This is a genomic window from Acinetobacter sp. SWAC5, from assembly GCF_003419885.1.
GTDB lineage: Bacteria > Pseudomonadota > Gammaproteobacteria > Pseudomonadales > Moraxellaceae > Acinetobacter > Acinetobacter cumulans.
Window position 1 is genome coordinate 1 of the sequence record NZ_QUWR01000013.1, and the last position, 16,239, is coordinate 16,239.

14 protein-coding genes are annotated in these 16,239 nt (G+C 39.8%); 11 read left to right on the forward strand and 3 right to left on the reverse strand.

Translation table 11 applies throughout. The features are described from left to right. Positions 1–265 precede the first annotated feature (265 nt). From DYI81_RS10535 to xerA, 5 genes are all read left to right on the forward strand, one after another. The gene (locus tag DYI81_RS10535) at positions 266–451 is read left to right on the forward strand and encodes a lipoprotein (protein ID WP_117007538.1); all 186 of its coding nucleotides are present in this window, start codon (positions 266–268) and stop codon (positions 449–451) included. A gap of 65 nt (positions 452–516) precedes the next feature. Further along, the gene (gene lysA, locus DYI81_RS10540; RefSeq protein WP_117007473.1) at positions 517–1,761 is read left to right on the forward strand and encodes a diaminopimelate decarboxylase; all 1,245 of its coding nucleotides are present in this window, start codon (positions 517–519) and stop codon (positions 1,759–1,761) included. A 13-nt stretch (positions 1,762–1,774) separates the two neighbouring features. Beyond that, complete coding sequence (dapF, locus tag DYI81_RS10545; RefSeq protein ID WP_106985692.1) at positions 1,775–2,620, forward strand: diaminopimelate epimerase; 846 nt, start codon at positions 1,775–1,777, stop codon at positions 2,618–2,620. A 117-nt stretch (positions 2,621–2,737) separates the two neighbouring features. Continuing rightward, on the forward strand, positions 2,738–3,358 hold the full coding sequence (locus DYI81_RS10550) for an alpha/beta hydrolase (RefSeq protein WP_117007474.1): 621 nt from the start codon (positions 2,738–2,740) through the stop codon (positions 3,356–3,358). A gap of 3 nt (positions 3,359–3,361) precedes the next feature. Beyond that, complete coding sequence (gene xerA, locus DYI81_RS10555; protein ID WP_117007475.1) at positions 3,362–4,288, forward strand: site-specific tyrosine recombinase/integron integrase; 927 nt, start codon at positions 3,362–3,364, stop codon at positions 4,286–4,288. Between the two features lie 73 nt (positions 4,289–4,361). Here xerA and DYI81_RS10560 read toward each other — a convergent pair whose 3' ends face one another. Beyond that, positions 4,362–6,038 (reverse strand): amidase, encoded by a 1,677-nt coding sequence (locus DYI81_RS10560; RefSeq protein WP_117007476.1) that lies wholly within the window; start codon positions 6,036–6,038, stop codon positions 4,362–4,364. A 481-nt stretch (positions 6,039–6,519) separates the two neighbouring features. On the opposite strand from DYI81_RS10560, the gene DYI81_RS10565 reads away from it, so the two are divergent. After that, complete coding sequence (locus DYI81_RS10565) at positions 6,520–6,900, forward strand: hypothetical protein (protein ID WP_117007477.1); 381 nt, start codon at positions 6,520–6,522, stop codon at positions 6,898–6,900. Between the two features lie 110 nt (positions 6,901–7,010). Here the strand turns inward: DYI81_RS10565 and DYI81_RS10570 are convergent, their stop codons facing one another. Next, on the reverse strand, positions 7,011–7,505 hold the full coding sequence (locus DYI81_RS10570; RefSeq protein WP_106985687.1) for an Lrp/AsnC family transcriptional regulator: 495 nt from the start codon (positions 7,503–7,505) through the stop codon (positions 7,011–7,013). 111 nt (positions 7,506–7,616) lie between these two features. Here DYI81_RS10570 and DYI81_RS10575 point away from each other — a divergent pair, with 111 nt between their 5' ends. The 5 genes from DYI81_RS10575 (at position 7,617) to DYI81_RS10595 (ending at position 14,556) form a co-directional block, all read left to right on the forward strand. Beyond that, complete coding sequence (locus DYI81_RS10575) at positions 7,617–8,222, forward strand: LysE family translocator (protein ID WP_117007478.1); 606 nt, start codon at positions 7,617–7,619, stop codon at positions 8,220–8,222. 549 nt (positions 8,223–8,771) lie between these two features. Next, positions 8,772–9,524 (forward strand): electron transfer flavoprotein subunit beta/FixA family protein, encoded by a 753-nt coding sequence (locus DYI81_RS10580; protein ID WP_106985685.1) that lies wholly within the window; start codon positions 8,772–8,774, stop codon positions 9,522–9,524. 17 nt (positions 9,525–9,541) lie between these two features. After that, positions 9,542–10,474, forward strand: coding sequence for an FAD-binding protein (locus DYI81_RS10585; RefSeq protein WP_106985684.1), 933 nt, complete (start codon positions 9,542–9,544; stop codon positions 10,472–10,474). A gap of 558 nt (positions 10,475–11,032) precedes the next feature. Beyond that, on the forward strand, positions 11,033–14,011 hold the full coding sequence (gene gyrA / locus DYI81_RS10590) for a DNA gyrase subunit A (protein WP_117007479.1): 2,979 nt from the start codon (positions 11,033–11,035) through the stop codon (positions 14,009–14,011). A gap of 110 nt (positions 14,012–14,121) precedes the next feature. Further along, positions 14,122–14,556, forward strand: a complete 435-nt coding sequence (locus DYI81_RS10595) for a DUF3887 domain-containing protein (protein WP_106985682.1) — start codon at positions 14,122–14,124, stop codon at positions 14,554–14,556. A gap of 246 nt (positions 14,557–14,802) precedes the next feature. Here DYI81_RS10595 and gltP read toward each other — a convergent pair whose 3' ends face one another. After that, positions 14,803–16,098, reverse strand: coding sequence for a glutamate/aspartate:proton symporter GltP (gene gltP / locus DYI81_RS10600; protein ID WP_117007480.1), 1,296 nt, complete (start codon positions 16,096–16,098; stop codon positions 14,803–14,805). Between the last annotated feature and the right edge of the window lie 141 nt (positions 16,099–16,239).

Consider the following 16,239-nt stretch of genomic DNA (forward strand, 5'->3'; position numbering starts at 1 on the left):
CTCGATTTATTAATGCTCGATTATAAGAAGACCAATTGGTGGTACGATAAATTTTAGGTGCAGGCTTGTTCATTTGGAAATTATATTGTGGAATAAGCCCTTAACGATAGGTTTGTGCAACAAAGCCCAAAGCAAATCAAAGTTGCCTAATTTTAAATCAGAGTCAGGATCAGCTTATTGAGAAATCGTGGGCTTTTCTTTTATCCGTGTGTTGATCACGTTATACTCGGAAAAAATATTTTTAGGTACGCGTATGAACCGTGTTATGAGTTGCAAGGTGGTGATGCTTTTCTTGGGCAGTTTACTTTTGACTGCTTGTGGCCAGTCGGGCGCATTACATTTGCCAGGCGATGCGAACGCTGACAAACGTGCAAAATATTTACTGTATTCAGATCAGAATACAGAAAAAAAAGCTGAGGACGTGCATGAGCAACAGGCACCAGCTCAGTAGTCTGCAGAGACCGAAGCCAGAGCTTCAAAAACTACATCTGATTTGATTTAAGCAAGGATACTTTCATGAGTTTCACCCGCATCAATGGGGTTTTGCATGCTGAGCAATGTTCATTACAAGCGCTCGCAGTGCAATACGGCACACCACTATATGTCTATTCTAAAGCGGCTTTTGAAAAGCATTATTTAGATATGGATCGTGCATTTAGCTTTATCGACCATCAAATTTGTTTTGCGGTGAAGTCTAACTCCAACATTGCGGTTTTGAATGTATTGGCCAAGCTTGGTGCAGGTTTTGATATTGTGACCGGTGGCGAATTGGCTCGTGTACTCAAAGCGGGTGGCGATGCATCTAAAATTGTATTTTCTGGTTTAGGTAAAACTGAAGCAGATATTCAAAAAGCACTTGAAGTTGGCATTGCATGTTTTAATGTTGAATCTTATGCAGAGTTGGATCGTATTCAAAATGTCGCAGCGAAACTTGGCAAAAAAGCGCCGATTTCATTACGCGTGAATCCAGATGTTGATGCTAAAACACATCCATATATCTCGACGGGCTTAAAAGAAAATAAATTTGGCATTCCATCAGACAGCGTATATGAAACTTATCAATATGCTGCTTCATTACCGAATTTAGATGTTGTGGGTATTGATTGTCATATTGGTTCGCAGTTAACTGAAACGCAGCCATTTGTTGATGCTTTAGACCGCATCATGATCATGATTGATCATTTAAAAACTTTAGGTATTCATCTTAAGCATATCGATATTGGCGGTGGCTTGGGCGTGACGTATAAAGATGAAACGCCACCTTCTGTAGAAGAATATGCCAATGCCATGAAACCTGCTTTAGAAAAACTTGGTATGAAAGTCTATATGGAACCGGGTCGTAGTATTTCTGCCAATGCAGGTACATTATTAACCAAAGTTGATTTGCTTAAACCAACCAATCACCGCAATTTTGCCATTATTGACGCAGCGATGAATGACTTAATCCGTCCTGCGCTTTATGAAGCATGGATGGACATTCAAGCAGTTACACCAAATCCTCAAGCTGAAACAAAAACTTGGGATGTGGTGGGTGCAATTTGTGAAACTGGCGATTTCTTAGGTAAAGAGCGCGAATTAGCCATTCAAGAAAATGATGTGCTTGCTGTATTGGGCGCAGGCGCATACGGTTTTGTGATGAGTTCGAACTACAATAGCCGTGGTCGTGCAGCTGAAGTGATGGTCGATGGTGCGCAATCACACTTAGTTCGTGAACGCGAAACAATAGAATCGTTATGGGAACGTGAACGTCTTTTGCCTTAAGGAGTGATTCGAGATGTTAGTAGAATTTACCAAAATGCATGGCTTGGGCAATGACTTTCTGGTTTTAGATTTAATTAGCCAACGTGTTTATTTAGATGCCTTAACGATTCAGCGTTTAGCGGATCGTCACTTTGGTATTGGTTTTGATCAATTGTTGATTGTAGAACCACCAGATGTACCAAATGCAGATTTTAAATACCGTATCTTTAACGCAGATGGTTCTGAAGTAGAGCAATGCGGTAATGGGGTACGTTGTTTTGCGCGTTTTGTACACGAGCGCCAATTGACCACAAAAACCAAAATTAAGGTACAAACCAAAGCAGGTATTGTTGAACCTGAATTGGGTGAAAATGGTTGGGTTCGCGTTAATATGGGCTATCCAAAATTCTTGCCACAAGAAATTCCATTTTTGGCAGAAGAGCCTGAAAACTTGTATGACATTGCATTAGCCAATGATGAAAAGTTGACAATTGATGTGGTGAATATGGGTAATCCGCATGCGGTGACCATTGTTCCTGATGTGATTACAGCTGATGTGCCACGTATTGGCCCACAAGTTGAATCTCATGAGCGTTTTCCGCAACGTGTAAACGCTGGTTTTATGCAAATCATTGATGAAAAGCATGCGCGTTTGCGTGTGTTTGAACGTGGTGTCGGTGAAACTTTAGCTTGTGGTACAGGTGCATGTGCAGCTGCTGTATCGGGTATGCGCCGTGGTTTACTTTCAAGCAAAGTCGAAATTGAATTGGCTGGCGGTAAGCTACAAATTGAATGGAAAGAAGGCGATGTAGTTTGGATGACAGGTCCGACTGCGACCGTTTACGAAGGCCGTTTAGATTTGCGATATTTCCAAGCTTAAGCCAAAACCAGGCTAAATATGGAAAACGAAAAAAGCACTTTCAAATGAAGGTGCTTTTTTATGGGTAAAAATCAGCTATGCTGTTTCTAATCAGATATTTTTCATCAATTAAAAACTATGCAACTGATCTTTTTACCAGGCGCATCGGGTAGCACAGCTTTTTGGCAACCTGTCCAGCAACGGCTGGCTAAGCGCACATTTGGTAATTTTACATCTCAAAAAGTGATTGCATACCCTTCATTCGGCATGCAACCTTCGCATGCAGATGTCTATGATTTTGCAAGTTTGACTCAATACGCATTAGAACAAATTGAGCAGGAATGCATTGTTATTGCGCAGTCAATGGGGGGTATTTTTGCAGTGCAAGCAGCATTGCAAAAACCGCACTTGGTGAAAGGCTTAGTTTTACTGGCAACCTCTGGTGGAGTGAACTTAGCGCCTTTTCAGGCGCAAGATTGGCGTAGTGCTTATCAACAACAATATTTAAACTATCCAGATTGGTTCTGTACAGCAAGTATTGATTACAGCCCGCAATTACAGACCATTTTACAGCCTGTCTTATTGCTGTGGGGAGATCAGGACCCCGTGAGCCCTATCGCGGTGGGCACTTATTTACAGTCCGCCTTTGCTAAAGCGGAACTTCACATTTTAGAAGGTGGTGATCATCTGTTTGCAGAAAAATATCCAGATCAAACCGCGACGTTTATTGCTCATTATTTAGCTCAGTGGGAGTGCTGAAGTATGTTAGAAGGATTTGAGCCACAAGTATTGCTATCTATGTGGTTAAAAGAACGAAAAATCCAAAATCAATCGGAACATACTTTGCACGCTTATGAACGCGATGTCAGTGATTTTTTGGCATTTTGTGCGACGCGAAACCTCAACTTAAATGATATTGAAAGTGCAGATTTACGTGAGTTTTTAGGTTCTAAAGTTGAACATCAACAACTGAGTTCGAGTAGTTTACAACGCATATTATCGGCTGTACGCCAGTTTATGAAGTGGGCTGAACAGGGGCAATATATGGCCTTTAACCCAGCAGATGATTTTCAGCTCAAACGACAGTCTCGTCCATTGCCCGGTTTAGTCGATATAGAAACGGTCAATCAAATTTTAGATCAGCCTGCACCAGCTTCAGAAGCACAACAGCAGATGTGGCTCAGAGATAAAGCGATTTTAGAGCTTTTATATTCCAGTGGATTACGCTTAGCAGAAGTACAGTCTTTAAGAATTAAGGATGTTGATTTTAATCGACAGTTACTGCGCATTACAGGTAAGGGCAATAAAACGCGTGTAGTTCCTTTTGGAGTGAAAGCCAAAGATGCCGTTATGCAGTGGCTACAAATTTATCCGCTGTGGCATGGGGACTTTGTCCCAGAAGCAAATGTTTTTATTACCCAAAAGGGAAACCCACTTGGTGCGCGTCAAATTGAAAATCGCGTGAAGCTACAAGCGCAACGTGCAGGGGTGAATATTGATCTCCATCCGCATTTGTTAAGACATTGTTTTGCCAGTCATATGCTGTCGAATAGTCGAGATTTACGCGCCGTACAAGAAATGTTGGGGCATAGTAATTTAACCACAACTCAAATTTATACCCATGTGGATTTTGATCATTTGGCACAAGTTTATGATCAGGCGCACCCCAGAGCACAATTGAAAAAGTAAGACAAAATAAAAAGAAGGCATGGCCTTCTTTTTATTTTGTGCTTGTTATAAGGCAGATGAGTCCGCCCAATATTTATAAAGCAGGCGTATGTACGGGTGTTTGGCGTACTGGGTTAATTTGTTCAAATGCTGTTGCTATTTTAAATAGTGTAGGCTCATCAAATTCACGTGCAATAAATTCAATATTGACGTTCATTGGATATTGGCTGGTACTCGCAACCACTTGTGCTGCAGGCATTGAAAGTGCAGGGAAGCCACTAAATGGGCTCAGGCGATTATTGGTCCCCGCCGATGGGCTACGGCCTAAATTTGGCGCCAAAGCATGCATGGTTGGATAAGCAAGCGCATCATAGCTGGTCCCTGTAAGTTGTCCCGTTGCATCGGTATGATCTAAGGCTTTATTTAAACTACCACGGACATGTGGTGCACGTACGACGGTGTTCAGGTGATAACCCTCAATAAATGATTGCGCCGTACTGTCACGGTCATAGTTATTAAAACTTGAAATCATTAAGCCACTGTTTTGCAAATCGGTATAAGACTGAAAAATACTTCGTGTGGTTTTTAAATAGTCAGTAAGTGAAATTTTAAACTCATAAGAAGACAAACTTGAATAAGTGCTAAGAATCGTAGATAAATCATCTATTGTTACTTCCTCAACAATGGCACCCGCTGCGGTTAATTTGGCAACTGCTTGATCCATTGCTTGATTAATTAATTGGCCGTCCTCAGTGAATACGCCCGCATTATTCGGCTGAGCATATAGTGCACGGACTAAGCCAATACGTTTTCCTTGTAAGTTATTATCTGCTGTAGGCACGTAGCTTGTTGGTACTGAAAACAAGGTTTTATATTCGCTTTCAGTGCTTAATAATGGTGCTAAACGGTCAAAATCATTGCGTTGATTTGAAGATGCTGAATGATCAAAACCCGTCATGCTATCCATTAAAATGGCACAGTCGACGGCTTTACGACACATCGGGCCAGCCGTATCTTGTGTTGGTGCAAGAGGAATGATGCCATCTTGACTAACTAGACGTAGTGAAGGACGCAAACCAACAAGGCCTTGTAATGATGATGGAATACGAATTGAGCCACCTGTATCTGTTCCAATACCAATCAGGGCTAAGCTTGCATTAATGGCAGCACCTGTACCTGCGGATGAACCCCCTGGGCCTTTGCTCAGATCGTAAGCATTTTTGGTCTGTCCACCATTTTTATGGCTAGAGCTACCACCAAACCCAAAGGCAAACTCATCTAAATTGGCTTTACCTAAAATAATGCCACCATGATCTTTAATATTTTTAATAATGTATGCATCGTCTTGTGGGAAATTATCAATCAGTGCTTTAGAACCAGCTGTATTGGCCATGTTGATGGCATCAATGTTGTCTTTAGGCAATACTGTCACACAGTGTAAAGCACCTTTCAGTTTACCTGTACTGGCATAGTAATCATCTAAGTCTTTGGCATCTTTCAGTGCTGTAGGATTAACAGAAATGATGCTGTTTAATGTTGGTCCTTGTTTGTCATAGGCCTGAATACGATCCAAATAGCTTTGCACGATTTGAACGCACGTTGCACCTTTGGTTTGAATCGATTGATGCACATCAGCAATACTGGCTTCAACAGGATTAAAGGGTACTGGCTGGATTGTTTCAGAAGCTGAATTGCTATCTTTTGAGTCATTACATGCGGTTAGAAAACCTGAAAGAGAGATTAGTAAAATTGTTTTTTTAAAACCCAACATGAAGCCTACCCCAGAAATGTATGTTTGTAGACTTTCTAATGCAATGCTTGTGCCATGTATGGTTTTGATTATTCTTGTTTTTAGTGTTTGATTTAAAATTTTAGAATAAAAAGTATCAGCATTTATCGAGAATTTAATGCTTTAAAAGTGACATAAAAATAGAAGATTCACAGCAATTTTTGAATTTTTCGTTTCTATATTAAATTTTTAAGCGCTGTATATAATTATTTATGTATTTAAATTCAATTTGTTATGTTTGTTTTCTACTTTAAAATGACTTAAATTGATCTTTTGTACTAATGTAGAATAATAAATAGTCACTTTTTCAAGTATAAAAATAGCGTATAACTGCTAGATGAATAGAGATGGATAAAACATAGTCGCAATCGTATGGCTGAACTCAATGAAAACCATACAGAAAATGCATTCCTTAAGCACCCATGCAATATAAAGAATTTGATTTAAAAACTAGGCAGAAACAATGATTTCCAATCTTCAAGAAAAATATAACCAGCTCAGCCCGGCGCAGAAAGATATTTTTATCGGCTATGGTTTACGACAAATTAAACATTTTGTCGAAATTAGCTTGCCTAAAATAGAAGCAGCGTTGCCCGAGGGTGCGAAGGTGCAGGGCATTAATGCTGAAGGTAAAGTTTTGGCTTATCATGAGGCAAGCCAACAATATTATGTTTGGATTTCAGATCTACAATGGCAAATTTATACCAAACCGACTGTTGCTGTAGACCTAAAAGAAGATGCAATTGCTGTTTGGCAGATTTTTAATTTAAAAGACCACGAGCTTATTAATTTAAGCCATATTCATCGAGACTTTTTAGACAATCAGTCTGTAGATAAAGAGTAATGAGACAAGCGAAAGATAGATCATCAATTCATCCTGATTGTTGATCTCTTTTATGTTGAATGATGACTCACGTAAATAAGACATGGGCAGACTGATAAATCTTTTAAGACTTATAAATCTTCTAAAGGTAATTGGTAGCTCTGTTTCACGATTTGACTTGGAACATCCGTTTTTACGCTGGTAATGCCATTTTTTTTGGTCAAATGCGTTGATTGAAACTTACGGTAACTTTCTAAGTCTGGCACCACGACTTTTAGCATGGCATCGCACTCACCTAAAATAATATAGCACTCCATGACTTGGGGTAGCTCTTTCATTGCTTCGATAAATAAATCGATTGTTTCGGCATCTTGGCCAACCAACCAAATTCGAGAAAATAATAACAATTGAAAACCAATCCGCTGTGGGTCTACCACTGTGGTATAGCTTTGAATTACGCCAGCTTCTTCTAATAACTTTACACGTCTTAAGCAAGATGAAGGTGAAAGCCCAATGGCTTTGGCCAATTCATTGTTTTGCATGCGACCATTACTTTGAAGCGAGTGAATGATATTTTTATCAATACGATCCAGCTTTACTAGAATAGACTTGGAAGAAATTTTCATAAAATAGAATATAATTCTAAAAATAAGTAATTTATTAGAATATTTGAAATCATATTTTAGCGCAATTCGAAGATACTATTTTTTCCATCAGTACGCGATAGGAAAAGGAAAATGTCTATATTAGTACTCTTTGCTTTAACGGTTACACCGCTAATTTTTACACCAGGGCCAGATATGCTATTTGTTCTGTCTCAAGTGATGGGTAAGGATGCAAAAGCAGGCATGATGGCAACTCTAGGGATTTGCTCGGGCTATTTGGTGCATTCCATTTTGGTCGCATTAGGCTTAGCAGCTATTATTGTATCGTTCCCAATTTTGTTTGAAACTATTCGTTGGCTGGGGATTGCTTACTTAATTTATCTGGCTGTGACCTTGTTAAAGTCGGTCTTTAGTAAAAATGCGATCCATATTGAAAATAAAAGCACCAGTTCACCGATTAAGAAGGGCTTTTTTACGGCATTGCTTAATCCCAAAGGCATGTTGATTTATTTTGCAATTCTGCCTCAGTTTATAGATAAAGCAGGCAATACAGTTGCTCAAGGCCTATTACTTTCATTGGTATTTATTGGGTTGATCTTTATCGTGTACTGCGCCTTGAGTTTGGTTTTTGCAAAAATTAGCGCAAAAACCCATATTGATGAACGCAAACAAAAATGGATTGATGGTACATCTGGCGGTCTATTGGGATTGGCAGCAATTTGGCTAATTTCAAATTAAAAATACATACGCACTAGAACCAGTTAAGTACTTTAAAGAAGCTCGTTTTATCTAAACGGGCTTTTTTTTATGATTTGAATCATGATGTATTTTGGGTTTTGAGTCACAGCCACAAGAATGGAAGCTAAAAAATAGGACATCTGATTTATTGTTAGATTGTATAAAAAATAAGATGAAAAACTATTCTGTCTTAAATGACATAATCCCGATTACAAGCAATCTGCGCATTTAAGCGAGCCATATTGAGTGGATAAACATCTAAAAATAGATCGATCAAAACTTTTGATGATGTAAATCAGGTAAAAACATAATATAAATCAATGGTTAAAAAATAACAAAAACTTTATGAAAAACAGTCCAATTCAAGTGCGATATAAAAATGTGAACCATTAGTTCAAGGAAATTTACGCATTTTTACAGGTCTTTCGATAATTGTGACTTGACCGAAATGCCATACACATTGCAAGATAGGGCACCTAAAAAATTTTAAGTGAAGAGTTATTATAACTTTTCATAACATTTACATTTGCTAAAACAGCCGAGGATTACATGAAGGCTCTTGTTGCTGTAAAACGTGTGGTTGATGCCAACGTTAAAGTTCGCGTTAAACCGGACAATAGTGGGGTTGACCTTACTAACGTTAAAATGTCTATCAACCCATTCTGTGAAATCGCAGTGGAAGAAGCGGTTCGTTTAAAAGAAAAAGGAACTGTTTCAGAAATCGTTGTTGTTTCTATTGGTCCTAAAGAAGCTCAAGAACAAATTCGTTCTTCTATGGCTCTTGGTGCTGACCGCGGTATTCTAGTTGAAGCTGATGATAGCCAACTAGGTGCGCTTGAAGTTGCAAAAATCCTTAAAGGCGTAGTAGACGCTGAACAACCTCAATTGATTCTTCTTGGTAAACAAGCAATTGATGACGACTCTAACCAAGTTGGTCAAATGTTGGGTGCTTTACTTGGCGCAGGTCAAGGTACTTTTGCTTCAGAAGTTAAAGTTGAAGGCGACAAAGTACAAGTGACTCGTGAAATCGACGGTGGTTTACAAACTGTTGAGCTTTCTCTTCCAGCAATCATCACAACTGACTTACGTTTGAATGAACCACGTTATGCGGCTCTTCCAAACATCATGAAAGCGCGTAAAAAACCGCTTGATACTAAGTCACCAGCTGATTATGGCGTTTCTCCAGCAACTAAGCTTAAAACTGTTAAAGTTGAAGCTCCTGCTGAACGTAAAGCTGGCGTACAAGTGAAATCTGTAGATGAGCTTGTAGAAAAATTGAAAAACGAAGCGAAAGTGATCTAATACAGAAGGATAAAATCATGAGTATTTTAGTTATCGCTGAGCACGACAACAAAGCACTTAACGGTGCAACTTTAAACGTTGTTGCTGCGGCGCAAAAAATCGGTGGTGATATCACTGTATTGGTAGCTGGTTCTGGCGCGCAAGCAGTTGCAGACCAAGCAGCTAAAGTTGCGGGTGTAAGCAAAGTATTACTTGCTGATGACGCGGCTTATGCTAATCAATTGGCTGAAAACGTTGCTAAATTAGTTGCTTCAATCGGTGCGGGTTATTCTCACATCCTTGCTGCTTCTACGACAACGGGCAAAAACGTACTTCCACGTGCGGCTGCGCTTCTTGACGTAAGCATGATCACTGACATCATTGCTGTTGAAGGTCCTAAAACTTTCAAACGTCCTATCTATGCAGGCAACGCGATTGCAACTGTAGAATCTGGTGAATCAGTTGTAGTTGCAACTGTTCGTGGTACTGCATTTGATGCTGTTGCTGCTGAAGGTGGTTCTGCTGCTGTTGAAGCTGCTGCTTCAACTGGCGACGCTGGTATCTCTAAGTTCGTTTCTGAAGAAATCGTGAAATCAGAACGTCCAGAATTAACAGCTGCTCGCATTGTTGTATCTGGTGGTCGCGGTGTTGGTTCAGGTGAAAACTATCACGCTGTACTTGACCCATTAGCTGACAAGCTAGGCGCTGCTCAAGGTGCTTCACGTGCTGCGGTTGACGCTGGTTTCGTACCAAACGACATGCAAGTAGGTCAAACAGGTAAAATCGTTGCGCCTGAATTGTATATCGCTGTAGGTATCTCTGGTGCGATTCAGCACTTGGCAGGTATGAAAGAATCTAAAGTGATCGTTGCGATCAACAAAGATGAAGAAGCGCCAATTAACGCAGTAGCTGACTACTGGTTAGTAGGTGATTTGAACACTGTAGTTCCAGAATTAGTATCTAAAATCTAATTTCTGAACTTAGTTCAAAAAACGCTCTTATGCATCATGCATAAGGGCGTTTTTTATTGAGCTTAGATTTGTGTAAATTTTCTATAATGTAGAAATAAGGCGAAAGCTTTAAATGGTGCATAGATGAGAAAATACGCATGCTGAGGGTATTTAATTACCCCTTTGTCATGCCTAGTAAAAGTAATCTGGTATAGCGTCCAAATAGAGCGCATAGCTTAATGATGTTACTTCGGCGTATGCTAGCCTTAAGGTGATCTAGTTCACGCTAAATGCATGTAGAAGATTTAAAAAGAATAAGCCGTTGAAGAGGCGATTACAGAATAATTAAAGGTGTATGAAGTGATTAAAATACAGCTGTTAAATATTTGTGAAAATGCTGAAAATACACACAAAAAATCATAGTTATAGATCGTAATCTTTGACGCAAAAACGATGCTATTTGTGCTATAATGGCCGACTGAATTTTTAATATTGGTTCGGTTTTTTTGAACCAATTTTTAGCTGATTTTACGATATATAAATGCGGGCAGAATTCTGCTTGTATAACAAGGAGTATGCATGAGCGTATCGGAAATTAGACCGATTGCCATTGAGGATGAGCTGAAAAGTTCATATCTCGATTATGCGATGAGCGTGATTGTATCTCGTGCATTGCCTGATGTACGTGATGGTCTAAAACCAGTTCATCGTCGTGTGCTGTTCGCAATGCACGAATTGGGCAATGATTACAACAAAGCATACAAAAAGTCTGCCCGTGTTGTTGGTGACGTGATCGGTAAATATCACCCGCATGGTGATTATGCTGTATACGAAACAATTGTTCGTATGGCACAAGACTTTAGTTTGCGCTACCAATTGGTCGATGGCCAAGGTAACTTTGGTTCTGTCGATGGTGACAGTGCCGCTGCAATGCGTTATACCGAAGTTCGTATGCGTAAATTAACGCATGAGCTTTTGGCTGACTTAGAAAAAGATACCGTTGAATGGGAAGATAACTACGACGGTTCTGAACGTATTCCTCAAGTAATGCCTACTCGTGTACCTAATCTACTCATTAATGGTGTAGCGGGTATTGCAGTAGGTATGGCGACCAATATGGCGCCACACAATATGACGGAAGTGATTAATGCATGTTTGGCTTATGCCAACGACCCACAAATCTCAATTGAAGGTTTGATGGAGCATATCTCTGGTCCAGATTTCCCTACGGGTGGCATCATCTACGGTAAATCAGGTATTGTTGATGCTTACCGTACAGGTAAAGGCCGTTTGCATATTCGTGGTAAATACCACATTGAAGAAGATGCAAAAACGAGTCGTAATACCATCGTATTTACAGAAATTCCTTATCAGGTCAACAAAGCGAAAACGATTGAACGTATTGCTGAGTTGGTTAAAGAGAAAAAACTGGAAGGTATTTCTGAACTTCGTGATGAGTCAGACAAAGACGGTATGCGTATTGCCATTGACTTAAAGCGTGGTGAAAACGCTGAAGTTGTGGTGAATAACCTATTCCAAAACACACAGCTTGAGAACTCATTTAGCATCAACATGGTTTGCTTAGACAATGGCCAGCCAAAGTTGATGAATCTAAAAGATATTATTGCAGCCTTTATTCGTCACCGCCAAGAAGTGGTTACACGTCGTACCATGTACGAACTACGCAAAGCGCGTGAACGTGGTCATATCTTAGAAGGTTTAACTGTTGCGCTTGCTAACATTGACGCAATTATTGAAACCATTAAAACCTCTGCGAACCCTGCTGAAGCACGTGAGCGCTTGCAAGCGGGTGAATGGGCAGGTGGCGGTGTTGTTGCATTGCTTGAAAAAGCAGGTGCAGTATCTGTACGTCCAGACGAAATTGAAGGTGAAGATCCAAGCCGTCCATTTGGGTTGACTGGCGATATTTATCGCTTATCTCCAACGCAAGTGGGTGCGATTCTAGAGCTTCGTTTACATCGTTTAACTGGTCTAGAGCAAGATAAATTACAAGCTGAATATTCTGAAATTCTTTCTCAAATTGCTGAATACACTGCAATTTTAAATGATTTCAATTTATTGATGAATGTGATTAAAGAAGAGCTTGCGCTGATTTTGCAACAGTATGGCGATGCGCGTCGTACTGAGATTGTAGAGTCACGTATTGACTTCTCTCGTGAAGATTTAATTCCTGAAGAGCAAATGGTACTGACTGTTTCTCAATCAGGTTATGCAAAAACACAGCCATTATCTGATTATGCTGCACAGCGTCGTGGTGGTCGTGGTAAGTCTGCAACTTCAATGAAAGAAGATGACTACATTCAGCATCTGATTGTGACATCAAGCCATGCAACAGTGCTTTGCTTCACGAACGTAGGTAAGGTTTACCGTTTACGTGTGTTTGAAGTGCCTCAAGCATCTCGCGGTGCCAAAGGCCGTCCAATGGTGAATTTATTGCCACTGGATGACAATGAGACAATTACAGCGATTCTTCCTGTGATTGATGCGCCGAAGAAATTCAAAGAGCGTTTAGCTGATTTCCGCACGTTTGTGAAAGCAAATAAAGCACAATTGCAGCAAAATGAAATTATTGCGAATCACTACGATGCACTAGAAGCTGCTTTTGCAGAGATTGCAGATGGTGATGACCTAACGGATGCATTGCGTGTTCAATTGAAAGAATTAGGTGTAGAGCTTTCTACAACTGATTTGGACGATGAAATTGTTGCTGAATTTGCAGAACTTGCTGAAAACTTGCGTAAAAACTTCTACGTATTTATGGCAACTGAATTTGGTACGATTAAACGCGTTGAATTAGACCAGTTCTCAAATGTACGTTCAAATGGTTTACGTGCGCTTGAGTTGGTCGAAGGTGATACCTTAATTGGTGTAGCGATTACGGATGGCGAACAGCAAATTATGTTGTTCTCGAATGAAGGTAAGGCGATTCGTTTTGCTGAAACTGATGTTCGTGCCATGGGCCGTTCAGCCAAAGGTGTACGCGGTATGCGTGTAACGATTGGCGCTGCGCAATCTGAAGAAGTAGAAGAAGTAGATGTAGATTCTGATGATGAAGATTCGGATGCTAACTTCTTGAGCCGTATTGTTTCTTTGGTTGTTGTACCAGAAACTGGCGAAGTGCTTTGTGCCTCTGCAAATGGTTATGGTAAACGTACTCCTGTAGATGACTTCCCAACCAAGAAACGTGGTGGTAAGGGTGTTATTGCCATTAAAACTTCTGACCGTAATGGTGAGTTAGTGGGTGCTGTTGCGATTGATGCATCGAAAGAATTGATGTTGATTTCTGATGGTGGCACATTGGTTCGTACACGTGCCTCTGAAGTTGCACAAACAGGTCGTAACGCACAAGGTGTTCGCTTAATCCGTTTGGGTGACAACGAAACATTGGTGGGTGTTGAAGCTATTGAAGCTGTAGAAGAAGATGAAATTTTAGAAGAAGTTTCAGCGATTGATGCAGAGCAATTGGTAGATGACTCAACTATTATGGATCAAACTGAAACTGAATCAGACGATTTAAATGAGCCTGAAGAAGACTAAGTCATGATCTTAAAAGAGGGCGCTACGGCGTCCTTTTTTATTTCTAAACTTAAATAATATGGTCATAATGATGTATATACTACAGACCTGAAATGTGGAAAAGCGTGGATATGAAGGCAAAAATAGTTTTACTCGGTTGTGCAATAGTGATGTCGGGTTGTGGTCAAATTGGACAAAATGCCATAGCTGATCCAAGTGCGGAACAAGCTCAAGTTGCGCAAGCCGTATACGATCAATTACGTGAAGGTAACCTTGAAAAACTATATCCATATTTCGAGCCTGAACTGAAAGCCAAGTTTATGCAAAATGAAAAAGAGCTACGTAAATTTACGCGCACAATTCCAAAGCAAGACTACACACGTAAAAATATTGTTTCTAAACACATTGAAACATCAACAGAAAAGCCATCTTTATACACGGTGACCTATGAATATGGTTACAGCAATAAAAATCTAGTACAGTACGATGTGAGTTTCGATAAACCCGCTGGAAGTAGCAAAATTCGTAATTTGAATCTGTCAGTATTTGGTGAATCAACTAAATAATCTGAGTATATTTAATTAGATCTGATTAAAAAGGGCGCATAAGCGTCCTTTTTTATATACGGGTTTTTGTAGCAACCTAAAGTAAGTTGAAAGTTCATTGTATGGGCTAAATAGCTTGTAATGTGTCATATATCTATTTAATGAGTTTAACCCGTAGTGTATTGGCCACAGCAACATTAACCTTGGAATTGAAGCCATAAAAAATGGACGCCGAAACGTCCATTTTGATTTGACTTGAAAAAAGTATTATCCGCGTTGACTCATCGTCTCGTGATAATTTTTTTGTTTTTCAGTGTCAAATTGGCCTTCCCAGCGACTAATAACCAGTACCGCAAGTGCGTTACCAATTACGTTTAATGCAGTGCGTGCCATATCTAAAATACGGTCAATACCTGCAATAAATGCTAAGCCTTCCAAAGGAATACCTACACTACCCAATGTTGCAAGAAGTACCACGAAAGATACGCCAGGAACACCTGCGATGCCTTTAGAGGTGATCATGAGTGTAAGTACTAGAATAATTTGTTGGCCAATTGAAAGATCGATACCGTACAGCTGCGCAATAAAGATTGCGGCAATACTTTGATAAAGTGTTGAACCATCTAGGTTAAATGAATAACCAATTGGAATCACGAAGCTAGTAATCGGTTTTGGCGCACCGTAAGCTTCCATTTTTTCCATGATACGAGGTAATACAGTTTCAGAACTTGCTGTTGAATATGCAAGAATGAGCTCGTCTTTCAAGATTTTAATAATGGTCCAGATGCTGAAACCACAAATTTTGGCAACCAACCCTAAAACAACAAAAGCAAAGAATAAAATTGCACCATAAACCAATAATGCCAATTTTACTAAAGGCAATAAAGAACTAAAACCAAAGTTCGCAACAGTTGCAGCGATCAGACCGAATACACCCAGCGGTGCAAACTTCATAATCATGTGCGTTACTTTGAACATGGTTTCAGAAACGGCATTCAATACATTAAGTAAAGGTTGTTTTGTTTCTTGATCTAAAGCACCTAAACCAATACCAAACATCACCGAGAAGAAAATAATCGGTAGCATTTGACCGCTAGTGAGAGCTGCGAAGAAGTTTGGTGGAATCAGCGATAATACAGTTTGCACGATACTATGTGATTGCTCACTAACTGCATGGGTCGTTTCTTGGTATTTAGAAATATCCACTTGGGTGAGGCTAGACATGTCAATGCCTGCACCTGGTTGGAAAATGTTTGCAGCAACTAAACCCACTAAAATTGCAACTGTGGTAATAATTTCAAAATACAAAATCGTTCTGAAACCAAGCTTACCAAGGCTTGCCCCTTGACTCGTATTTGCAATACCCAAAATTAACATTGATACCACAAGTGGAATCACAATCATTTTGATGAGGTTAATGAAAATTGAGCCCAATGGAGTTAAAACATTACTCACTAGGGCATCACGATATTCAGGAGAATAGTGAAGGAATGAGCCTACAAGTATACCTAAAATCAGCGCAATAACGATTTGCCACGCAAGGCTCATCTTAATTTTTTTCATACTCAGCTCTGAAAAAAGTTATCTAGAAATAAAATCCGCAAAAGGTCCTCATACCCGTATTAAAAAACAGAGTATTCATGGCGAGAAAAAGCGGATTGGGAGAACTTTATTGTGAATCGATTGTGGTGAATCGGCCAACAA